We start from the raw sequence: 21,882 nt of genomic DNA on the forward strand, positions 1-21,882 counted from the left end.
GACTCAGCGGGGGAGGAGCCCGTTCGCCACGTCCTCGGCGCTCGAGAGTTCGCGCCACGGCTCCGAGAGCATCCCCGTCTTCGGCAGCACATCCGCGTCGGCCAGAGCCGCGACGTCGAGCCCGGTCAGCGACCCGATCTCGGCGACGGGCAGCTGGAACGTGCGGAAGCCGCCGAGCGGTACAAGGCTCTCGCTGACGCGCTCGACGAGGTCGCTCTGATCGAGCAGGTAGGCGCTCGTCGCGAGTGAGGCTCCGTCCGGGCTCCACGCCGCGATCTTCCAGAATCGCCGAGGGATGCCGACGCCGCGGTACTCCGGGTCGTCGTCGGCGAGGACCGGGCCGGTGAAGACGCTGAGCCGGGTCCGCCACGTCTGCGCGTACTCGAGCACCAGCGTCTCAAGTCCCAGCCACAACTCCTGCGACTGGTTGAACCCGCTGGCCTGTGGAGCGGCATTCGTGTAGCAGAAGCTGTCGTGGTTGGCGGCACGCGCGTCGGCGGGTTCGCCCCAGACGGGGTCGCGGCGGCGCACGAGGTGGCCGCGGTCGAGGTTGTTGCGGGCGTACACCTCCGGGCCGGTCTGCTCGGAGGCCGGGATGCGCTCGTCGAGGTGCCAGTCGTCGCCGCGGCCGAGGTCGACCAGGCGAGCACCGTCGATGTTCACGGCGGTCGCGAGTGCCAGACGTCGCTCCGGAGCGAGCACCACCTCGAAGTGCGTGTACGACAGCAGCCGCACCTCCCGCTCGGACGAGGGACGCAACGCCGCGGCGGTGACCCCAAGGAACTCCGCGTCGAAGCTCACTCCGTCACATCCGCTGTCGGCGTCGCCGTAGGCGCGGTCGGATCCGGCGTACCGGTCGCAGGAGGTGCGGGCACGGCGGGAGCCTGCGAACCATTGCTGATCTGGAGCGTGATGTTCGAGTAGCGGGCGACGGTTGTCCCCGCGGCCGGAGTGGTGCCCGCGGCCGTGCCGGCGGGCGCGGCCGAGTCGACGGTGGCGCCCTTCGTCACGTCGAAGCCGAGGTCCTGGAGAGCCTCGGTGGCGTCGGCGACTGAGCGGCCGGAGACATCCGGCACCGCGATCTGGCGGCCGTTGAGCAGTGCGCTGGTCGGCGCGGCGAAGGCGCTGCCGCCGTACTTCTGATCGGCCCGGGTCATGACCGAGTTCCAGATGTAGTGGCGGATGTTGGAGGCATACGGCCGGGTGCCGAGGTCGGAGTTGGGGAAGCGGACCTCGCGCATCGACGTGTGCCCGTCGATGTTGCCGACCCAGACGACCGTGGCGACCCGCGAGCTCGCACCGTCCATCCACGTCGACTCGGCGTTGTCCGTCGTGCCCGTCTTTCCGATGTGCTCGATCCCGTCCGAGGGATCGGACTGCGCGGCGGTTCCCGAAGTCACGACCCGCTGCAGGGCATAGTTGGCGACCGCCGTCAGCTCGGGACTGAGGGCCTGGTTGCAGGTGGAGACCGGTGGCTGCACCGCCGCTCCAGTCGGGTCGGTGATGGAGTCGATGGCAATCGCGGAGCAGGCGTTGCCGTTGTTGGCGAGGCCGGCGAAGGCCGTCACCATCGACAGCGGCGAGATGTTGGAGTCGGAGCCGAGCACCGAGGACGGCTGCGCACCGAGCGTCCCGCCGTTGGCCGCCTTGACCCCGAACGCGGCGGCTCGGTCGCGGATCGCGCACAGGTCGAGCTGCTGCGCCATGGACACGTACACCGTGTTGATGGACTTCATCGTTCCGGTGAGCACGCTGTAACTGCCGTTTTCACTGTCGTCGTTCCTCACGGGGAAGGGGGAGTTGTTCTCGCCACCCGGCGCACAGCTGGCCGGGAAGCCCTGGAAGGTCCGCTCCCGCCCGTTGATCGTCTCGTTCAGCGTCCGCCCGCTCGCGAGCCACTGCGCCAGTGTGAACACCTTGTACGTCGATCCGACCTGGAACCCTGCTGAGCCGCCGTAGGCAGTGTCGGTGTTGAAGTTCACGGCCGAGAAATTCGCCCCGTTGAGCGAGCCCGCCGCGTCGTAGTCCTTGCTCTGCACCATCGCCAGGATGCGGCCGGTGCCGACCTCCATCGAGACTGTCGAGCTGCCGATGTTGGTTGAGAGAGTCGGGACCTTCGGCACCGCATTGTTCGTCGCGTTGGCCGCGGTGTCCTGGAGGTCGCGGTCGAGGGTCGTGTAGATCTTGTAGCCGCCGCGCTGGAAGTTCGCGAAGCGGGTCGTATCGTCATCGCCAAAGGCCGGATCGTTTTGGACGACGCGGGTGATGTAGTCGCAGAAGAACGCCGCGTTTCCCGCGGTCTGGCAGCCGGTGGGCGTCTGTGTGATCGCGGGGACGACCTCCTCCGCGACGGCGGCGTCGTGGTCGGCTTGCGAGATCTTGCCCTCCTGCAGCATCTGACCGAGAACGTAGTCGCGGCGTCCCTTATTGGCCGAGATGTTCTCCGGGTCGTCGATACGGAGGCTGTTGGGATTATTGACGGTCGCGATCAGGCTGGCGGCCTGAGCGAGGCTGAGAGTGGCCGCGTTGGTCGAGAAGTAGTATTCGGCGGCTGCCTGAATCCCGTACACCTGTCCGCCGAATCCGGCAATGTTGAGATAGCCGAGCAGGATGTCGTCCTTGCTGTACTTCTTCTCGAGGTCGACGGCGAGCTTCATCTCTTTGACCTTGCGGCCGGGAGTGGTCGCCGTCGCCTCTGCATAGGCGGCGGCGGAGGCGTCCTCATCGGTTGCGCTGAGTGCCTCCGCCTTCTGCACCAGGACGTTCTTCACGTACTGCTGAGTGATCGAGGAACCGCCCTGCAGGTCGCCGCCGACGAGGTTGGTGAGCACGGCGCGGATCGTGCCCTGGAGGTCGACCCCGCCGTGGTCGTAGAAGCGGGGGTCCTCCGTCGAGATCGCGGCGTCCTTCGCGAACTGGCTCACCTGGTCGAAGGCGACCTCTTCGCGGTTCTGCGCGTAAAACGAAGCGAGTAGTTCGTCAGAGCCGTCGGTGCGCTTCGCGTAGATCTCGGTCTTCTGGGCCAGCTGGCCGAGTTCAAGATACTCGGGCACGGTCTCGAACAGGCCGATCGGATTGTTGGAGGCGAGTCCGGTGACGGCGAGCGCCGGAGTGACGCCGACAGTGATCAGCAGCCCTCCCGCGAGACTGGCCCCGACGATCCCGAGGACTCGAGCGAGCACGCCGCTGCGGGCGGTTCCTTGCGCAGACATGGCTACGAGAGTAGGCGACGCGGCTGAACCCGGCGCGCCACGCCGCCCACGGGTACGGTGAACACGTGAGCCGAGCCCACGCATGACCTCTTCCATCGACCCCGCCGAGACGCGCCGCCGCGCGGTTCTCGTGGTGGCCGTTCTCGCCTCTTTCGTCGCCTTCCTCGATGGCACGGTCGTGAACGTCGCGCTGCCCGCGATCACTCGTGAGCTGGGCGGCGGTCTTGCGGTGCAGCAGTGGGTCGTCGACGGCTACCTCATCACTCTGGGCGCGCTCATCCTGGTCGCCGGTTCGCTGGCCGACCGCATTGGGCGCGCGCGCAGCATGATGATCGGTCTGATCGGCTTCGGTGTCACCTCGCTGCTCTGCGCGTTCGCGCCGACGGCGGAAGTGCTCATCGTCGCCCGGATGCTGCAGGGCGCCGCAGGAGCGATCCTGGTGCCGAGTTCGCTCGCGCTCATTATCGCGACCGTGCACGGAGCCGCTCAGGGCCGGACCATCGGCGCCTGGACGGCGTGGACGGGGACCGCGACGATCGCCGGCCCCCTCCTCGGTGGCCTTCTCGTCGACGCCGGGTCCTGGCGCTACGTCTTCGCCCTCAATATCCTGCCCATCGCCGTTACCCTCGTGCTGTTACGCCGGCTCGGCGCGGTCGACTCGGGGAGTCGTGTGCCGATCGACGGTGTGGGCGCGCTGCTTGGCGTGGTCGGACTCGGCGGTCCGGTCTTCGCGCTGATCGAACAGGAGCACCTTGGTCTTGCTCATCCGCTCGTCCTGATCGCGCTGATCGGAGGCGTCGCCGCTCTCCTTTCCTTCGTGCTGTGGGAGCGTCGCGCGCCGCATCCGATGCTGCCGCTCTCGCTGTTCGCCTCCCGCAACTTCACGGTCGGCAATGTCTCGACGGCGTTCGTCTATGGCGCGCTGTCGTTCGGGTTCTTTGCCCTGGGGCTCTTTCTGCAGCAGACGTTGGGCTTCTCGGCGACGATGGCCGGCCTAGCGACGCTGCCGCCCACGATCCTGCTCCTCCTGCTCTCGCAGGTGTTCGGCACCCTCTCGGCGCGGTTCGGCCCGCGGCTGTTCATGGGCGTCGGCCCTCTCCTGGCCGGGTTCGGCTTCCTCCTCCTCTCCGTCGTCGATGAGTCGGCCGAGTACGTCACCCACCTGCTGCCCGGGATTCTTCTCTTCGGGTTGGGTCTCGCGGTGACCGTGGCGCCGCTGACCTCGACGATCCTGGGCGCGGTGGCGAACGAGCACAGCGGGGTCGGGTCCGCGGTGAACAACGCCGTCTCGCGCATCGCGGGCCTTGTGGCGATCGCCGCGACCTCCTTCGTCGTCCACGGTTCGCTCGACGTCGCGGGCTTCTCCCGGGCGGCGGTGGCAACGGCGGCGCTCCTGTTCGTGGGCGGGGCCGTCTCTCTGCTGGGCATCCGGAATCCTCCCTCGGCCGACCGCTGACTCCGCGGAGAGGGAACAGGCTCGCCTGCACAGACGCCCCCGTTCGGGGCGTGGCGCCCATCGACGGGCCGATTGCGTGCACTCTACGAAGAGTCGGAGGTGAAATAGTTGTCGCTACATGCAATACTGATCGACGTCGATGCGCTTGCATACATCGGAGGGGGACGACCTCCCCGCGACGACCGTCACTCTCGAGGAGAAACAATGACCGACATCATCACCATCCCCGGCTACAAGGCCGGCACCTGGACCATCGACCCCACCCACAGCGAGGTCGCCTTCAGCGTTCGCCACCTGATGATCAGCAAGGTCAAGGGCAAGTTCGAGCGCTTCACCGCGACGTTCACCACGGGTGAGAACCCGCTCGACTCGACGGTCGAGGCCACCGCCGAGGTCGCCTCCGTCAACACCAACGAACCCAACCGCGACGGCCACCTCCGAACCGGCGATTTCTTCGAGGCCGAGCAGTACCCCGAGATTCGCTTCGTGTCGACCGCGGTCCGCCCGAACGGCGACGACTTCCTCGTCGACGGCGACCTCACCATCAAGGGCACCACGAAGCCCGTCACCTTCGAGGTCGAGTTCGGCGGCTTCGGCACCGACCCGTACGGCAACTACAAGGCCGGACTCACCGCCAAGACGACGATCGACCGCACCGACTTCGGTCTCACCTACAACGCCGCCCTCGAGACCGGTGGCGTGCTCATCGGCGAGAAGGTCACCATCACGCTCGACCTCCAGGCCGCACACCAGGCGTAGTCCGCGCCGTCCGATGGAGCCGCCCCTCCCTTTCGGGGGAACGGGCGGCTCCGTCGTGATTGGGTGGTGCGTTAGAGGATGCCGAGTTCCCTCAGCTGCTCCGAGATGCCGGCGCCGTCGGGCGCGTAGACCCACGGTGTACCGCTCGTGCGGGAGCGGTCCTGCGCCGTCGACCGGCCGCCCGCGAGCACCGCTTCTCCCGTCGAGAGCTGCCGGATCGCGATAGCGGCCACATGGTCGGGATGCTCGTGCGCGAAGTCCGAGTAGATCTCTTCGTCGTGCTGCCCGTCGTCCCCCACCAGCAGCCAGCGCACGTCCGGGAACTCCTTAGCGAGTCGGCGGAGGTTCTCCTCCTTGTGCTGCTTCCCGCTGCGGAACCAACGGTCGTGCGTGGGCCCCCAGTCGGTCAGAAGGAGGGCACCGGCCGGGTAAAGGTGCCGCGAGAGGAATCGCGTCAGCGCCGGAGCGACGTTCCACGCTCCTGTCGAGAGGTAGATGACGGGCGAGCCCTCGTACTGACGAGCGAAGCGGTCAAGGAACACTGCCATGCCGGGAGTGGGCATCCGCGCGTGCTCGTCGAGGACGAAAGTGTTCCAGGCCGCCACGAACGGGCGGGGGAGCGCGGTCACCATCACGGTGTCATCGACATCGGAGACGACACCGAGGCGGGCTTCAGGCCGCACGATGAAGACGGGCGCCTCGACAGGCTTGGACTCGGCGGTCGAGAGGGTAATGGTGTGCCACCCGGGGGAGAGAGTGATCGGCAGATCCGCGTCGATGACGCCACCGCGGTCGGCGGTCACTGCGTGCCGCTGCCCGTCGACCTCGACCGAGACGACTGCTCCGCTGACGAACACGCTCGTGAAGCTCCGCCAGCCGCGAACGCCCTCCACCGGCCGCACTTCCTCGACACCGGGAGGCGTCGGCCGCGTGTAGAGGACACGGGCGAGCACCCGCAGCTGTGTGGTCGTGCCGTAGCCGGTGTAGGGGATGACCCGGGGGAGATGGCCCTTGCGCTGCACCCGACCCATTCGGAAGGCGTGGAGCTTGTCCTCAAGTCGAGCGGCGCGATGCAGGACCTCTGCCGTGCTCGCGCTCAGGGGCTTGCTCTCGGGCGTCAGCGGCATCCGCCCAGTGTGGCAGACGCGCTTCGTATGCGGTGAGCGCGCTCTCATGCGTGCCGTCCCGCCACCGGCTGGTCATGCCTCCACGGGCCGGATCAGGTCCGGTCCAGCGGCCGACACGGAGCCGATCGCGCTGCCGACCCTTTGCACCGTGAGGTTGTCGGCGAGCTCGGCGGCGCCCTCCGCCATGGTGCGGAGCAGCTCGCCGCCACCGGGAGTCACGGGGTCGAGCCACTCCTCGATCAGCTCGGGCTGCATCAGCACGGGCATCCGCTCGTGCACGCCAGCGAGCGCTCCGGCCGAGGGGCGGGTCAGAATCGTCGCCGAGAGGAGCCACGGGGCACCCGGCCGGCTGGAGCGCCACCACTCGTAGAGACCGGCGAAGAGCACGAGCGCATTTTCCTGGGGCGACACGAAGAACGGCGATCGTGTGCCATCGGCTCCGACCTGCCACTCGTACCAGCCGGAGGCAGGAATGATCGCGCGTCGGGCGGCATACGACTCGCGGAAGGACGGCTTTTCGGCGATCGACTCGATCCTGGCGTTGATCAGTGGTGGCCCGGCGGAGGGATCGGCAGCGGCGCGGGGCACCAGCCCCCACCGGGCGCCCGCTAGCCTGCGGCGCGGTGGACTGCCCTCCTCGACGCCCTTCATCGACTCGGCGACCACGGCGATCCGCTGGGTGGGCGCGATGTTCCAGGAGGGCTCTGGGAGGTCCGCGTCCGGTTCGTCGATGTCGAAGAGCGCGACGAGGTCGGCGGTGGTCTGTGCCAGGACGAATCGTCCGCACATGGGGTTCTCCTGCTCTTTGAGGCCTCTCAACGGCGCGGACGCGCCGCAAAGCGCGCCGAACACGAGAAACATTCCATCAGATGACACCGAGAACTGCTCGACGTGCGTACGATTGTAGGAACCCCGACCGAAGGAGCCCGCCGTGCCTCTTGGAAATCTCGTCGACCGCCCGTTCGGCGAATCGCCCCAGGTTCGGAACGAGCCCGTGCAGGTGCGAAGCGCCGCCCGACTCGCGTCCCTACTTGACGCTGCCGCGTCCGTCGTCGATGAGGTGGGCTTCGACCGCCTCACCACCGCGATGGTCGCCGAGCGCGCCGGTGCCGCCATCGGCACCGTCTATCGCTACTTCCCCGACCGCATCGCGGTCCTCCAAGCCTTGCGCGAGCGAGCGCTCGAGCGCTTCCGCCGCCGCGTGATCACCCAGATCCGCGACACCGAGCCGGCCACCTGGTGGGGCGCTGTCGATTGCTCGATCGACGCCTTCGTCGAGATGCACCGGAACGAACCGGGCTTCCGGTCGATCCGCTTTGTCGACACCATCCACGCGCCCGAGGTCGCAGGAGAGGCCTTCGAGGCCGGCTTCTTCGCCCGTCGGTTCGCCGAGATCCTCGCGTCCGAGTACGGTCTGCCGGGCGGCGCCCAGTTGTCTTTCCGCCTCGAGGTCACGATCGAAGTCGCCGACGCGCTGCTGACGCGAGCTTTCCTGATTGATCCGAGTGGCGATCAGCGATTCATCGACGAGAGCCGCATCTTGCTGCGCAACTACATGGTCGAGCACTACGGAGACGTCTCGTCGCCGTCAGAGCCAACGGCCTAGCCTCCTTCGTCGAATCGCGCAATGCTTCGACATCCGGGTTGGCGCCTCGCTGTGAATGATGTTTTGCTAACCGTCGGTTCTGATCGGAGCCGGTGGGTCAAGGCACGCAGTACGGCGGCGCGAAGGCAGGCACGGGCGTGATCGAATTCCGCGGAGTGAGCAAACGGTACCCGGATGGCACGAGGGCCGTCGACGACTTCTCCCTGGTTTTGCCGTCGCGGCAGACCACGGTCTTCGTCGGGTCGTCGGGGTGCGGCAAGACCACCATCCTGCGCATGATCAACCGCATGATAGAACCGACGTCGGGCACAATCGAGATCGACGGCGAGAACATCGCTTCGCTCCCGGCCGTTGCCCTGCGTCGGCGAATCGGCTATGTGATGCAAAACTCGGGTCTTCTTCCGCATCGCAGAGTGATTGACAACATCGCCACCGTGCCTCGGCTGAACGGCGTCGCTAAGAAGCCCGCGCATTCTCGTGCACTCGAACTGATGGACACGGTGGGCCTCGATCGTTCGCTCGCCACCCGCTATCCCAGCCAGCTCTCTGGTGGGCAGCAGCAGCGCGTGGGAGTCGCGCGCGGCCTGGCCGTCGACCCCAACATCCTGCTGATGGACGAGCCCTTCGGGGCCGTCGATCCGCTCGTGCGGGCCGACCTGCAACGCGAGACTCTGCGGCTGCAGGACGAGCTCGACAAGACCGTCGTCTTCGTCACTCACGATATTGACGAGGCGTTCCTGCTCGGCGATCAGGTGGTGATCCTCGAGAAGGGCGGCCGGATCGCGCAGAAGGGCTCGCCGGCCGAGATCCTCGCGCGGCCAGCCAGTGAGTTCGTCGCGGGCTTCGTCGGGGCGGACCGCGGCAAGCGGTCGTTGCGGATTGAGGAGCGCGACGGCGTGCGAATCGTGATCGACGGCGACGGGCGCCCGACGGGAGTGCTTCGGGCACAGAACGGCTCGGTCGAGTGACCTGGGTCGTCAACAACACGGACGCGATCGTCGCGAACCTGCTGGCGCACCTGGCCCTCTCGGTGCCACCGATCCTCCTCAGCTTCGTCGTCTCGCTTCCGTTCGGCTGGTTCGCCAACCGCTATCGCTGGAGCCGCGGCACCCTCCTGACCGGGCTCGGCGTGCTGTACGCGATCCCGTCGCTGGCCATGTTCATCCTGCTCCCCGTCCTGCTGGGCATTCCGCTGCGCTCGAGCGCCAACGTGATCATTGGCCTCACTTTCTACGGAGTAGCGCTAATGGTGCGGACCACGTCGGACGCGCTCGGCGCCGTGTCACAGGACGTCCGCCAGTCGGCGACCGCGATGGGCTACTCGGGCTGGGCCCGGTTCTGGCGCGTCGAGTTCCCGCTTGCGGGGCCCGTGTTGCTCTCGGGGCTGCGGGTCGTGACCGTCAGCACAGTCAGCCTCGTGACCGTCGGCGCCGTCCTCGGCATCCAGAGCCTCGGCCTGCTGTTTACCGATGGCTTTCAGCGCGGCATCACCGGTGAGATCCTGACGGGCATCGTGCTGACGATTGCGCTCGCGCTGGTGCTCGACGGGTTACTCGTGCTCATCGGGCGACTCCTGATGCCCTGGACCACGCTCGATCGGGCACGTCGCGCCCGCGGCTCGGATGCCGTCGAGAAGGCGGTGATCTCGTGAACCTGATCGCCGAAGCCTTCGCGTGGATCGCCGATCCTGCGCACTGGACCGGGGACTACCCAATCCCCACCCGCGTCGCCCAGCACGTCGGCATCAGCCTCCTGGTGCTGGTGATCGCCGCGGCAATCGCGATCCCGATCGGATATGTGATCGGGCACACCGGGCGCGGCAAGGGCATCGCGGTCCCGATTGCCGGCGGCCTGCGCGCTCTGCCTACGCTCGGCGTGCTGGTGCTCGCGGCCATGAGCCTGGGTCTCGGTCTGGGTGCGCCTCTGATCGCGCTCGTCGTGCTCGCGATCCCGTCGGTGTTGGCCGGGGCGTATTCGGGGCTCGAGGCGGTCGACCGCCGCACCATCGACGCCGCGCGCGCTCTCGGCATGACGGAGTGGCAGATCCTCACGCGGGTCGAGGTCCCGCTCGGCCTGCCCCTGTTGCTCGGCGGGCTGCGCTCGGCGACGCTGCAAATCATCGCGACGGCCACGCTCGCCGACTACATTGGCGCCGGCGGTCTTGGGCAGTACATCTTCCGCGGCGTGAAATCGGGCGACTATCCGCAGATGCTCGCTGGCTCGATTCTCGTGATCCTGCTGACGCTGGTGGGCGAGGTCATCTTCGCCGTGCTTCAGCGCCTCGCGGTGCCCCGCGGAGTCGTGCTGGGACTCGCCGGCACCGCCGGCCGCACAGGATTCCGCGCCTCGTCGTCCCGACGACGCGCGGTGGTGGGAATCCCCATCGACGAAGGGAAATAGCAATGTTCACAGCACATTTCACGAAGGGCCGTGTCGCGCTGAGCGCACTCGCGGTCGGTGCCGTCGTGGCACTGGCAGGGTGTTCCTCGAGCGATCCGCTCGCTGAGGGATCGGGTGCGACGGCGGGTGGCGAGACGATCGTCGTCGGCTCGCAGGACTACTACTCGAACGAGATCCTCGCCGAGATTTACGCGCAGGCGCTCGAGAACGATGGCTTCACCGTCGACCGACAGCTGCGCATCGGCCAGCGCGAGATCTATCTGCCCGAAATCGAGAGCGGATCCATCGACGTCTTCCCCGACTACGACGGAAGCCTCCTCCAGGCGCTCCAGCCCGACGCCACCGCGACCACCGCGGACGCCGTGTACTCGGCGCTCGGCGAGGCTCTTCCCGACGGCCTCCGCGCCCTTGATGCGGCTGACGCCAGCGACCAGAACTCCTACACCGTGACCAAGAGCTTCGCGGATAAGTGGAAGCTGACCGACATCGCGTCGCTGAAGAATGTCACCGACCCGATCGTCGTCGGCGGCAACTCCGAGCTGCAGACGCGCCCGTACGGGCCTGAGACCCTGCAGTCGAAGTACGGCATCACGACGACCTTCCAGGCGATCGAGGACAGCGGCGGATCGACGACGGTCGATGCGCTCACCAGCAACCAGATCCAGCTGGCGAACATCTACACCGCAGACCCCAACATCCAGAAGAACGACCTTGTCGCGCTCCAGGACCCGGACGGCCTGTTCGTCGCCGACAACGTCGTTCCGATCGTGTCGAACAAGATCACCGATAAGGCTGCCGGGGTGCTGAACGCGGTCAGCGCGAAGCTCACGGCGGATGACCTGGTCTCGCTCAACTCCGAAAGCGTCAACGACCAGAAGTCGGCCTCGGCGATCGCGGGCGAGTGGCTGAAGTCGGCGGGTCTCGTCGGCTGATCCTCCGCGGACACGGCCGGAGGCGCGTCACTCGTCGAGGTGACGCGCCTCCGCTTTGCTCAGCAGCTTCTTACCGAGCAGCACGAGCAGAGCGAACGCGACGATAACGCCAACGAACACGTAGCCGGCTCCGTGCAGGTTTTCGGAGAGTTCGCGGTAACTGCCGGCCGCGGCCGTCCCGACGCCCACGTAGGCGGAAGACCAGAGCACACAGGCCGGGACTGTCCACGCCATGAAGGTGCGGTAGCGCATACCGCTCATTCCGACCGTCAGGGGGATTAACGAGTGCAGCACCGGCAGAAAGCGCGAGAGAAACACCGCGATCCCGCCGCGGCGATCGAGATACCGTTCGGCGCGCAGCCAGTTCTTCTCGCCCAGGCGGCGACCCAGGCGTGAGGCGCGGATCCTCGGGCCGAACCAGCGCCCCAGGTAAAAGCCGAGCGACTCGCCGCAGAGCGCACCGATCACCACGGTGACCGCGAGGGCGACGAACTGCAGTGGACTCGTGACGCCGGTAGCGCTCACGATGACGATCGTGTCCCCGGGAACGATCAGCCCGGCCAGAATGGTCGTTTCGAAGAAGATGGCGAGCCCGGCCAGCAGCGTGCGCCAGACGGGCGGCACGCTCACGACCACGTCGAGAAGACCACTGAGGACGTCGTTCACCAACGGCTCCGGGGGCGGGTGGGGGTGCTCGGCATGGCTTGATCGTAGGGGCGCTCGGCTGGGCGTCGGCCGCCTCCGCGCCTGCTGTCGCGCCGCGCGTGCGCAAAAGTGACGGTCGTTGGCGGCGACCACCACGTCTGTGGCGGCTTAAGTGGCCGGCGGCGGGAGAACCGTCACCGATCGCCGCAGCGGTGGCGAATCAAGGACTCGCACCCCCGCTTGTGCACACGCGGTGATCCCGTCGATCTCTTTCGATTGGTCGACCTGCAGCTCATCGTTTCTGCCTTGCCGTCCGAACAGCGCCCAGGCGTTGGGGCCCGAGGCGCTGGTGTACCGCGAGGAGTACCGGATGCCGTCGAAGCCCGCTGCGTGCAGCACTGCGGACCACTCCTGAGTGATGGTGTAGTCGGTCATCGTCGTGAGTTCGCGCGTGACGCCATGCTCGTCTGCGGTGACGGACGTCACCGCTGCGTAAGCGCCTCCTGCCGGGGGAAGGACCGCGGACACACGAAAATGCGCTGCCGCCGCGGGCGTGAGCACCTGGTCCGGGACGATCCTGTCACCCAGGCTCTCCCGGACAGCCGTCCGGACATCGTCGGCGATGTAGCACGTACCGTCCGATCCGTCTGTCGGAAGGTCAAACCGTCCTCTGCCACTTGTGCTGAACCACCACGGCGAAAGATCCGACGCATGAGCCCGCCATGTCACCTTGGCGTCGAGAGAGACGGACGGGAACCCGCTCAGGTTCTGATCGGTCCCCGGCCGTTGCTGCGCGACGTCGGAGCGGCTCACGACGCCCACAGCGAGCCGGCGCGGCTCGCTCGCGCAAGCACCTCGGCGATCCGGCCTTGACGAAGCGCCTGCGCCGGAGTCGCACCGTCGAGTTCAGGCAGTGCGCTACTCAGCCAGAGCGCGTCGCCCCAGGCGTCGATCCCTCGAGGGTCCAGCGCGGCGAGGACACGGCGAAGCTGCGGAAGAGGTGTGCCCTCCGGGCCCTCGAACTGGAAAGCCGGATAGAGGCGATGTCCGTCGCTCGTGCGAACGCAGAGCAGATCGCCCCGTTCGACCTGTCCGTCGATCGATTGCCGAGTAATGCCCTTCCACGTCCGCAGGCCCGTTGTGTCGTAGAAAGGACCGATCTTTTCGTCGTAGTAGTTGGCGCCCGGGACGCTCGCGAACATCTTGGAGACGACGCTCTCGACGCCGCCGCCCGAGTGCACGATCCGGTCCAGATCCAGACCCTGTGCCTGATCGACGATGGCCTGCAGCAGAGCGCGAAGTTGCGGTTCGAGGGAGCTGCGCGCGTCACGGTCGTCTCTCGCGTTCGCGATCGTCGTCTTTCGCGAGCCGTTCGTCGGGTTCGACCGAGTGGGAGTCGCCTCCGCACGAACTCGGTCCACTGACGTGACGGAGCCCGGCTTCGACCGTGACGTGCTGAATCTGGTCGTCTTTATCTTCATGCCGTAGCGGCTTCGAGTCGCAGCGCTGAGTCTGCCGGTCTCCGCGGTGCCCGCCTCCGGCCCGCCGATCCTGATCTTGCGCATCGTCGATCCTCCGTCTTCTTTATGCGTCAGTTGAAGCAGCCTAGTCGCAATGATGCTTGGCGGCACTCTCCGTGGCGCGTCCGCACGGTTACTCCAGATCGGCCAAGAGGACGGCCCGGACCGCGTTGGCGAAGCGCGCATAGCCCGCCTCGGTGAAGTGCAGGCCGTCGTCGACGAAGAGGGAGGAGTCGATCCTGCCGTCGGCGGTGAGGAGCGCCTGCGCGGTGGAGATGAAGGTGACCCGGTCGTCGGTTTCGGTGTAGGCGCTGATCGCCGTGTTCGCGGCACGGACCTCGTCGCGAACCGACTCGCGGGCGGGAGTCTCGGCGATCTCGACGTAGTAGAGGGCGGCATCCGGAGCGATGTCTTCGAGGCGTTGCAGGTACTCGATCACCGCCTCAGCAGTCTCGGGGCCGGTGCGAGAATCGGCCTCGCCACTGATGTCGTTGGCGCCGACGTAGACGACGACGGCGCGCGGGTCGAAGGGTGCGACCATCCGGTCGAGCCACGCGAGATGATCGGCGACGGTCGTGCCGCCGATCCCAATGTTGTAGGTCTCGAGCGGGCGCAGGTCCTCCTTCGAGGTCGTCCAGCGTCCGATCGTTGAGCTGCCGGTGAGGACGATGCTGTGCTGCGGGAAGCCGGCGGCAAAGCGCGTCTCGAGGCCGGCGATCCGCTCGGCCATGTCGACAGAGGAGGTGGCGGCGGGAGCTGGCGGTTCTGCCTGCCCTCCGGACCGGGAGTTCAGCGCCAGGGCAGTCGCGACGGCCGCGAGGACCACTGCCACGGCGAGCAGGATCAGCAGGAGGCGGGTCGTCGCTCGGGAGCGGCCGGTGGTGGGGGTCGTCGCTCGAGCCATGCGTCGATCATCGGGCATCGGCGGGGGCGTGAGGGGGTTCTCGAAAGAATCCGGTGAGGGAGAGGAGAAATCGGAGTGATGTGGATGCCCGGCCCGAATAACATTTGACACGTCACAGGAGATGCACAGCTGTGCGACACTTGCTCCGCGCCGCCGTCGCTGATGCCGCCGGCCGTTTTGTGACGGACAACCCCAATGAGGACTCATGGCACGCGCACGCATCACCTGGGTGGACACCGCTAAGGGCATGGCGATCATCCTGGTCGCCCTCGCGCATTCGGTGCAGTGGACGACTACGGCCGGTCTGGCACCGGACGTCTGGAACGACATCAACCTTCTGTTGATTACTTTCCGGATGCCGCTGTTCTTCCTCGCCTCCGGCCTGTTCGCCGGTTCTGTGTTGACGCGCTCGTGGTCCGAGCTCTGGCGGTCGCGGCTGAGCCTTTTAGTCTGGGCGTTCTTGCTCTGGTCGGTGGTGCGCTTTCTCTTCTTCCTCGTCGTTCCCAATCCGGGCGGGACCGATGAGTCCGACCCGCTGGCGCTCCTCCTGCAGCCCGTGATGCCGCAGAACGGACTGTGGTTTCTCTACGCGCTGACGATCTTCTTCGTGGTGGCCAAGCTCGCCCAGGGCCGGATCGACTGGCGGGTGCAGATCGGGGTTGCGACCGCGATCGCGGTGCTGTGGTATGCGGTCCGTTCCAGCACGTCTGAGGGGACCGGCAATATCGCCTGGGATGGCATGGCGCGCTATCTGATGTTCTTTCTCCTCGGCCTGTACCTGCGCACGGCGGTGATCGCCTTCGTCGAGCGGCGCGGGATCCTCAGTGGCCTCGGCTGTGGCGTCCTCTTCCTTGCGCTTGCCGGTGTGATCCTCGCGGTGCGCGGCCGTTTCCCGCTGCTGACGATCGGTCTGGTGCTGGTGAGTGTGCTCGCGGTGCTGGCCGGCCTCATCGTCGCGCGCTTTCTCGCTCCTCGACGCGGCGCGGGCTGGATCACCGTCATTGGCCGCAACACCCTGCCGGTCTATGTGGTTCACGTTCTCTTCGTGTCGCTCGCGACGAGCGCGCTGCTGCTGTTCGACGGGCAGCGTTGGCTCGACGCGATCGGCCCGGTCGTACCGCTCCTGGTCTGCGCGATCGGCGTGGCGGGGGCTTTGGGCTATTGGCGACTGACCCGCGACCTGCCGGTGCTGAGGTATGGCTTCCAGGCTCCGCGCTGGTTTTCGGGTGCTCGCTCCCGCGTCGACGCCGGCTGAGCTGGGTGAACGGATTTCCAACAGTAAGTCGCGGATGTGCACGGCTGAAACGGTCGGGCGGAGTCCTGTATCGCTGAGCGGTTGTGCAATCGCTCGGCGTCGAGAGTCCTGCTGCCGGTGGCTCAGCGGTGACCAGGGCTGCTCGGCAGTGATCGTGTGGGGGAGTCGCTCGACGTCAAGAGGGAGTGACTCGACATCGAGCGACACGGGGACCGATCTCTCACTATCAGCTGCGAACGGCGCCCTGGTCACAGTCTCGTAGCCCGGCTCTGCACGCCCGCACATCCGCTCCAGTCCGGGGATCGAGGCGGTCCGCGCGCCAGAGTCGACCTACTCTCAGAGCCGTGAACGAGTTCCTGGATCCGCTTCTGCTGTCGAGATGGCAGTTCGGTCTGACGACGATCTACCATTTCCTCTTCGTGCCGCTGACCATCGGCATGGCGTTGACTGTCGCGATCTTTCAGACCTGCTGGGTGCGTACCGGAAAGGTGCACTACCTCCAGCTGACGAAATTTTTCGGGAAGCTGTTTCTCATCAATTTCGCGATGGGAGTGGTGACCGGCATCGTTCAAGAGTTCCAGTTCGGGATGAACTGGAGTGACTACTCCCGCTTCGTCGGCGACGTGTTCGGCGCTCCGCTCGCCTTCGAAGGATTGCTTGCTTTCTTCCTCGAGGCCACCTTCATCGGCCTGTGGATCTTCGGCTGGGACAAGCTGCCGGAAAAGCTGCATCTCGCCACGATCTGGCTGACCACTCTCGGCACCACGCTCTCGGCCTACTTCATCATCGCGGCGAATGCCTTCATGCAAAATCCGGTCGGTTTCCGGATCAACGAGACGAAGGGCCGCGCGGAACTCACCGATATCTGGGCGCTGTTGACGAATAAGGTCGCGCTCGCGGCGTTCCCGCACACGATCTTCGCCTGCTTCATGGTGTCGGCTGCCGTCATCATCAGCGTCGCGGCGTACCACCTTTCGCGGAACCAGCATCTGGAGACGATGCGGCCGGCGCTCACGTTCGGCGCCTGGATGATGCTGATCAGCGGCGCTCTGACCCTCGTCACCGGTGATTCGCTCGGCCTCGCGATGGTCGACACTCAGCCGATGAAGATGGCGTCGGCGGAGGCGCTGTATACGACCTCCACCGGCATCGACGCCTCCTTCTCGGTCTTCACCTGGGGGACTCCCGACGGCTCGAGCGAGCTGTTCTCGATCCGTATCCCGTACCTGCTCTCGTTCCTCTCGACGCACACCTTCACCGGCACGGTCGAGGGCATCAATGACCTCCAGGCGCAGTACACGCAGGTTTACGGACCGGGCGATTACACCCCGATCATCTGGGTCACCTACTGGTCGTTCCGCTGGATGATGGCGCTCGGCGTCCTCGCAATCGGCGTCGCGGCGGCCGGACTCTGGTTCACCAGGAAGGGGCGAGAGCCGAAGCCGTGGATGTGGACGATCGCGATCTGGGCGGCTCCGCTCCCACTGATGGCGATGATCATCGGCTGGGTCTTCACCGAGATGGGCCGACAGCCCTGGCTCGTCTTCGGGCTGCTGAAGACCGCCGACGGTGTCTCGCCCGGAGTGAGTGGGCTCGAGGTCCTGATCTCGCTGATCGCTTTCACCGCGATCTACGGCACGCTCGCCGTGGTCGAGTTCCGCCTGATCAAGCGCGCCGCGCAGGCCGGCCCCGACGACGCTCCCGAGGTCGATGAGGAGAGCGGTCGCCCGCAGCTCGTCGGCACGGTCTACTAGGAGGCATCCCCATGGATCTCGCAGTGCTCTGGTTCTGGATCGTCGCGTTCTTCTTTATCGGCTACTTCGTTCTCGATGGTTTCGACTTCGGCGTCGGTATGTCCCTTCCGTTTCTCGGGCGCGACGACACCGACCGCCGCGTGCTGATCAATACGATCGGGCCGGTCTGGGACCTCAACGAGACCTGGGTCATCGTGGCCGGAGCCGCGATGTTCGCGGCTTTCCCGGAGTGGTACGCGACGTTATTCAGCGGCTTCTACCTGCCGCTGCTGCTCATCCTGCTCGCCCTGATTGCGCGCGGTGTCTCGTTCGAGTACCGGCACCAGCGGCCCGAGGGCGTCTGGAAGAAACGGTTCGACGCGATGATTGTCGTCGGCTCGGCTGTGCCCGCTTTTCTTTGGGGTGTTGCCTTCGCGAACATTGTCCAGGGCGTGCCGATGGATGCGGACCACAATTACATCGGCACTGTCTTCGACCTGCTCTCCCCCTACGCGCTACTGGGCGGCGCGACGACCCTCCTGCTCTTCTTCACCCATGGAGTGGTGTTTGTCTCGCTCAAGACCGCGGGGGAGATTCGGGAGCGGGCGCGTCGTCTGGCGACTCGGGCGGGGCTGGTGACCACTGTGGTGGCGGCCGTGTTCCTCGCCTGGACGAACCTCGGACAGGGCAGCGCCGCCTCCTGGGCCCTCTCGATCGCGGCTGCAGTGACGCTCGGCGGCGGCTGGCTCGCGATTAGGAGAGGCCGCGAGGGTCGCGCATTCACCCTGCTCGCTGGCACGATCGCGCTGGTTGTGCCCGCCCTGTTCACCACACTGTTCCCTGCCGTGATGCCTGCCTCGAACGTGCCCGCCTATGGGCTGACGATTGAGAATGCGTCGAGCACGCCGTATACGCTGACGGTCATGAGTTGGACCGCCCTGGTGTTCGTGCCGCTCATCGTCGGCTACCAGGCCTGGACTTACTGGATCTTCCGCACGCGAATCAGTCGAACGCACATCCCGGTCGACGCGCACTGACGTGAAACCCCTCGATCCGCGCCTGCTCCGCTACGCCCGCGCGACCCGCGTCTTCCTGGTGCTCGGCGGTGCACTGGCGCTGGCCCGCACGCTCGTCCTCGTGGCGTTCGCGTGGCTGGTCGCGCAGCTGATAGCGGGCGCGGTCGATGGCAGAAGTGCCTCCGACCTCGCCCCGCTCCTCGCGGCGCTGCTCGGGGTGGCCGCCGCCCGTGCTGTCCTCGCGTGGGCGACCGAGGTGAACGCCGTGCGAGGCGGAATCGGTGCGAAGACTCAACTTCGTGCGGCGGTGCTTGCCGCTCTCGTCACGCTCGGTCCCGCGGGCCGACCCGAAGGGGGTTCAGGAGGGACGGTCGCGCTGCTGAGCGGCGGACTCGATGCCCTCGACGGCTACTTCGCCCGCTACCTGCCGCAGCTGATCGCGACGGCAATCGCTACTCCGCTGCTGATCCTGGTCGTCTTCCTCGCCGATCCGCTCAGCGCACTGTTCCTCGTCGTCACCCTGCCGCTCATCCCCGTCTTCATGGTGCTCATCGGCTGGGCGACCCGCGCGGTGCAGGAGCGGCAGTGGGAGCGGCTACAGGCGCTCGCCTCCGGCTTCATCGACACGGTCGGTGGGCTCGCAACGCTGAAGATCTTCGGCCGGGCCGAGCGGCAGACAGCGCGGATCCGCGCGCTGACCGAGGACTACCGGCTGCACACGATGAAGGTATTGCGGGTCACCTTCGTCAGCGGTTTCGTGCTCGAGCTGGCAGGCTCGCTGTCGGTCGCGCTCGTCGCCGTGTCGATTGGCCTCCGGCTCGTCGACGGCTCGCTCGGGCTGGCGGTCGGGCTGTTCGTGCTCGTTCTCGCGCCGGACGTCTTTCTGCCGGTGCGGCAGGTCGGCGCCGAGTTCCACGCCGCCGCCGCCGGGGTGCAGGCGGCGGAGCGGGCGTTCGCCCTGATCGAGCACGCGGCTCGGCTGCCGGAGCGGGCGACGGCGAGATCGGCGGGTGCTCTGGAGCTGCGCAGACTGACCGTCGACAACGGGCACGGCAGGGTGCTCGCTCCGGTCGACGCGGTGCTACCTGTCGGCTCGATCACGGCCGTGACGGGGCCGAGCGGATCCGGAAAGTCGACCCTCCTCGCGGCCCTCGCGGGCTTCGTGCCGTTCGACGGCGCGCTGCTGCTCGGCGGTGAGGCCGCCGGCGACCTGCGCGCCCGCCTCGCGTGGTCGGGCCAGCGTCCCGACCTGCTGCCCGGGACGGTGGGCTCGAACGTCGAGCTGGGCACGCGCTCCCCGGACCCTGAGCGCGTGTGCCGCGCCCTCGCGCTCGCCGCCGCGGACGTCGCTCCGTCGTGCCGCGTCGATGCCGAGGGTTCGGGACTCTCCGGCGGTCAGAGCGCGCGCGTCGCCGTGGCGCGGGCCGTGCACCGGCTGCTCGAGAACGGCTGCACCGTCCTCGCGCTCGACGAGCCGACAGCCGCCCTTGACGAGGAGTCGGAGCGCGCGCTGCTCGCCGGGTTGCGCACGCTCGCCGATCGCGGCGTGATCGTCGTCGTCGCCAGCCATCGGCCTGCGACGATCGCCGCGGCGGACTCCGTGCTCGCTCTCACGCCCGCGGCGGTCCTCGGATGAACCGCGCCGATGTCCTCCGCGCGGCGATTCCCGGCCCGCGCCGCTTCCTGCCCGGCCTCTCCTTCGGATTACTGTCCTCCGCCTCCGTCGTCGCCCTGCTGGCCTGTTCCGCCTGGTTGATCGTGCGGGCGGCCGAGCAGCCGCCGATCCTCTTTTTCTCGATGGCGGTCGTCGGCGTTCGCGCATTCGCCCTCGCCCGCGCGGTCTTCCGCTATCTGGAGCGACTCGCTGGGCACGACGCCGCGTTCCGGGCGCTGGCAGACCTGCGGGTCGGCGTCTACGAGCGTCTTGTGCCCGTTGCTCCGGACGGGCTTGGCCGCGTGCGCCGCGGCGACCTGGTGTCGCGGATCGTCGCCGACGTCGATGCCCAGCAGGACGTGCCGCTGCGGATCGTGCAGCCGCTGCTCGTCTCGGCGGTTGTCGCGACGGCCTCGGTGGTCGGAGTGTGGCTCCTCCTGCCCGCGATGGGAGCCGTGCTGCTGGTGCTGCTCGTCCTGGCGTTGGCGGGCGGGGCTGTCGGTGCGGGCCTGCTCTCGGCGCGCGCCGACCGCGAGCTGGCTCCGCTGCGGGGAGAGCTCGCCGAACGCCTGAATCTCGTGGTCACCCGGCTGGATGTGCTGATCGCCTTCGACGCCGCCGACGAGGCGGTCGCGCACGTGACCCGGGCCGAGGAGGCGCTCGCTCGCGCCGCGCGACGCCGGGCGGCCTCGGCCGGGCTCGCGGCAGCCGTGCTGGCGCTCTGCTCGGGCGGCGCGGTCTGGGCGGGGCTCGCGCTGGGCGTGCCCGCGGTCGGCCAGCTCGGCGGGCCCGCCCTCGGCGTGATCGCGCTGGTGCCCCTGGCGGTCTTCGAGGTGCTGGCCACGGCTCCGTTGGCTGTTCAGTCTGCCCGCGCGGCGCTCTCCAGCGCCCAGAGGCTCGCGGACCTTGACCGGGAGGCGTCCTCGCCGGCGCTCGCGACTGACGCGGACGTCGATCCGCGGGCCGCACAGCCGACCGGCCATGACATCGTGCTGCGGGACGTGACCGTGAGCTGGCCCGGAGCGGCGGGCCCCGCCCTGAGCGGTGTCTCGCTGGAGCTGCCCGCCGGTGCCCGCGTCCTCCTCACGGGCGCCAGTGGATCCGGCAAGACCACGCTGGCCCATGCGCTGGTGCGCTTCCTGGCCTACTCCGGTTCCTATTCCCTGGGCGGAGTGGAGGCGCGGACGCTCCCGCAGGATGAGGTGCGCCGCGTCATCGGCCTGGTTGAGCAGCAGCCCTACCTCTTCGACGACACGATTCGGCAGAACCTCCTTTTCGCCCGTCCCGACGCCGCCGACGCTGTCCTCGAGGACGTGCTCGCGCGGGTCGGCCTCGCCTCCTGGGTCGCCGCGCGCGGAGGGCTCGACGCACGGGTGGGCGAGCGCGGTTCGCTGGTGTCTGGCGGCCAGGCGCAACGGCTCGCGCTGGCGCGGGCGCTGCTCGCCGACTTCGATGTGCTGGTGCTGGACGAGCCGACCGCCTCGGTCGACGCCCCCGTGGCGGACGCGCTGCTCTGCGACCTGCTCCGGGCCGCGGAGGGGCGGACAGTCGTGCTGATTGCGCACCGTGTGCCTCCGGCGCTCGTGTTCGACCAGCGGATTCGCGTGGAGCGGGGCACGGCGTTGACGGACGGCGGGAGCGGCGCTTGGAACCGAGGCTGAGA

20 protein-coding genes are annotated in these 21,882 nt (G+C 67.7%); 12 read left to right on the forward strand and 8 right to left on the reverse strand.

Going from position 1 to position 21,882, the window contains the following annotated elements; translation table 11 throughout:
- Positions 1 to 3 precede the first annotated feature (3 nt).
- Both B0H03_RS09815 and B0H03_RS09820 read right to left on the reverse strand, forming a co-directional pair.
- Complete coding sequence (locus tag B0H03_RS09815) at positions 4 to 801, reverse strand: DNA/RNA non-specific endonuclease (RefSeq protein WP_241560406.1); 798 nt, start codon at positions 799 to 801, stop codon at positions 4 to 6.
- Entirely contained in the window at positions 798 to 3,212 is a 2,415-nt protein-coding gene (locus B0H03_RS09820; protein WP_160487324.1) for a transglycosylase domain-containing protein, read from the reverse strand. Before B0H03_RS09820 ends, B0H03_RS09815 begins: the two co-directional genes overlap by 4 nt.
- Before the next feature lie 82 nt (positions 3,213 to 3,294).
- Between B0H03_RS09820 and B0H03_RS09825 the strand changes: the two genes are divergently transcribed.
- Together B0H03_RS09825 and B0H03_RS09830 are read left to right on the forward strand one after the other, a co-directional pair.
- The gene (locus tag B0H03_RS09825; protein ID WP_104264497.1) at positions 3,295 to 4,668 is read left to right on the forward strand and encodes a DHA2 family efflux MFS transporter permease subunit; all 1,374 of its coding nucleotides are present in this window, start codon (positions 3,295 to 3,297) and stop codon (positions 4,666 to 4,668) included.
- Positions 4,669 to 4,872: 204 nt separating this feature from the next.
- Positions 4,873 to 5,427 carry a YceI family protein gene (locus B0H03_RS09830; protein WP_104264498.1) on the forward strand — a complete coding sequence of 185 codons (555 nt, stop codon included), beginning with the start codon at positions 4,873 to 4,875 and terminating at the stop codon, positions 5,425 to 5,427.
- A 71-nt stretch (positions 5,428 to 5,498) separates the two neighbouring features.
- On the opposite strand, the gene B0H03_RS09835 is transcribed toward B0H03_RS09830, so the two are convergent.
- Entirely contained in the window at positions 5,499 to 6,554 is a 1,056-nt protein-coding gene (locus B0H03_RS09835) for an App1 family protein (protein WP_104264499.1), read from the reverse strand.
- 72 nt (positions 6,555 to 6,626) lie between these two features.
- Entirely contained in the window at positions 6,627 to 7,343 is a 717-nt protein-coding gene (locus B0H03_RS09840) for an SOS response-associated peptidase (protein ID WP_160487325.1), read from the reverse strand.
- 142 nt (positions 7,344 to 7,485) lie between these two features.
- Here B0H03_RS09840 and B0H03_RS09845 point away from each other — a divergent pair, with 142 nt between their 5' ends.
- The 5 genes from B0H03_RS09845 to B0H03_RS09865 all read left to right on the forward strand — a co-directional run bounded on the left by B0H03_RS09845 (position 7,486) and on the right by B0H03_RS09865 (position 11,492).
- A complete protein-coding gene (locus tag B0H03_RS09845; protein WP_104264501.1) occupies positions 7,486 to 8,160 on the forward strand; it encodes a TetR/AcrR family transcriptional regulator in 675 nt (224 codons plus the stop codon).
- A 137-nt stretch (positions 8,161 to 8,297) separates the two neighbouring features.
- Positions 8,298 to 9,128, forward strand: coding sequence for an ABC transporter ATP-binding protein (locus tag B0H03_RS09850; RefSeq protein WP_104264718.1), 831 nt, complete (start codon positions 8,298 to 8,300; stop codon positions 9,126 to 9,128).
- Positions 9,125 to 9,811 carry an ABC transporter permease gene (locus B0H03_RS09855; protein WP_104264502.1) on the forward strand — a complete coding sequence of 229 codons (687 nt, stop codon included), beginning with the start codon at positions 9,125 to 9,127 and terminating at the stop codon, positions 9,809 to 9,811. The genes B0H03_RS09850 and B0H03_RS09855 overlap by 4 nt, the downstream gene beginning before the upstream one ends.
- The gene (locus tag B0H03_RS09860; RefSeq protein WP_104264503.1) at positions 9,808 to 10,560 is read left to right on the forward strand and encodes an ABC transporter permease; all 753 of its coding nucleotides are present in this window, start codon (positions 9,808 to 9,810) and stop codon (positions 10,558 to 10,560) included. Before B0H03_RS09855 ends, B0H03_RS09860 begins: the two co-directional genes overlap by 4 nt.
- Positions 10,561 to 10,562: 2 nt before the next feature.
- Positions 10,563 to 11,492, forward strand: coding sequence for a glycine betaine ABC transporter substrate-binding protein (locus tag B0H03_RS09865; RefSeq protein WP_104264504.1), 930 nt, complete (start codon positions 10,563 to 10,565; stop codon positions 11,490 to 11,492).
- A gap of 27 nt (positions 11,493 to 11,519) precedes the next feature.
- Here B0H03_RS09865 and B0H03_RS09870 read toward each other — a convergent pair whose 3' ends face one another.
- From B0H03_RS09870 to B0H03_RS09885, 4 genes are all read right to left on the reverse strand, one after another.
- Positions 11,520 to 12,158: a DedA family protein gene (locus B0H03_RS09870; protein ID WP_104264505.1), complete on the reverse strand. Its 639-nt coding sequence runs from the start codon at positions 12,156 to 12,158 to the stop codon at positions 11,520 to 11,522.
- A gap of 147 nt (positions 12,159 to 12,305) precedes the next feature.
- Positions 12,306 to 12,959: an RES family NAD+ phosphorylase gene (locus B0H03_RS09875; protein WP_104264506.1), complete on the reverse strand. Its 654-nt coding sequence runs from the start codon at positions 12,957 to 12,959 to the stop codon at positions 12,306 to 12,308.
- Positions 12,947 to 13,702 carry a hypothetical protein gene (locus tag B0H03_RS09880; protein ID WP_104264507.1) on the reverse strand — a complete coding sequence of 252 codons (756 nt, stop codon included), beginning with the start codon at positions 13,700 to 13,702 and terminating at the stop codon, positions 12,947 to 12,949. Before B0H03_RS09880 ends, B0H03_RS09875 begins: the two co-directional genes overlap by 13 nt.
- Before the next feature lie 88 nt (positions 13,703 to 13,790).
- A complete protein-coding gene (locus B0H03_RS09885; RefSeq protein WP_160487327.1) occupies positions 13,791 to 14,561 on the reverse strand; it encodes a DUF459 domain-containing protein in 771 nt (256 codons plus the stop codon).
- A 205-nt stretch (positions 14,562 to 14,766) separates the two neighbouring features.
- Between B0H03_RS09885 and B0H03_RS09890 the strand changes: the two genes are divergently transcribed.
- From B0H03_RS09890 to cydC, 5 genes are all read left to right on the forward strand, one after another.
- On the forward strand, positions 14,767 to 15,816 hold the full coding sequence (locus B0H03_RS09890) for an acyltransferase family protein (RefSeq protein WP_104264508.1): 1,050 nt from the start codon (positions 14,767 to 14,769) through the stop codon (positions 15,814 to 15,816).
- Between the two features lie 344 nt (positions 15,817 to 16,160).
- Positions 16,161 to 17,570 (forward strand): cytochrome ubiquinol oxidase subunit I, encoded by a 1,410-nt coding sequence (locus B0H03_RS09895; protein WP_104264509.1) that lies wholly within the window; start codon positions 16,161 to 16,163, stop codon positions 17,568 to 17,570.
- 11 nt (positions 17,571 to 17,581) lie between these two features.
- Entirely contained in the window at positions 17,582 to 18,586 is a 1,005-nt protein-coding gene (cydB, locus tag B0H03_RS09900; RefSeq protein WP_104264510.1) for a cytochrome d ubiquinol oxidase subunit II, read from the forward strand.
- A 1-nt stretch (position 18,587) separates the two neighbouring features.
- Positions 18,588 to 20,201, forward strand: a complete 1,614-nt coding sequence (gene cydD, locus B0H03_RS09905; RefSeq protein WP_104264511.1) for a thiol reductant ABC exporter subunit CydD — start codon at positions 18,588 to 18,590, stop codon at positions 20,199 to 20,201.
- A complete protein-coding gene (gene cydC / locus B0H03_RS09910) occupies positions 20,198 to 21,880 on the forward strand; it encodes a thiol reductant ABC exporter subunit CydC (protein WP_104264512.1) in 1,683 nt (560 codons plus the stop codon). Before cydD ends, cydC begins: the two co-directional genes overlap by 4 nt.
- Positions 21,881 to 21,882 lie beyond the last annotated feature (2 nt).

The sequence above is a fragment of the Rathayibacter iranicus NCPPB 2253 = VKM Ac-1602 genome, from assembly GCF_003149025.1.
In the GTDB taxonomy this organism is placed as follows: domain Bacteria; phylum Actinomycetota; class Actinomycetes; order Actinomycetales; family Microbacteriaceae; genus Rathayibacter; species Rathayibacter iranicus.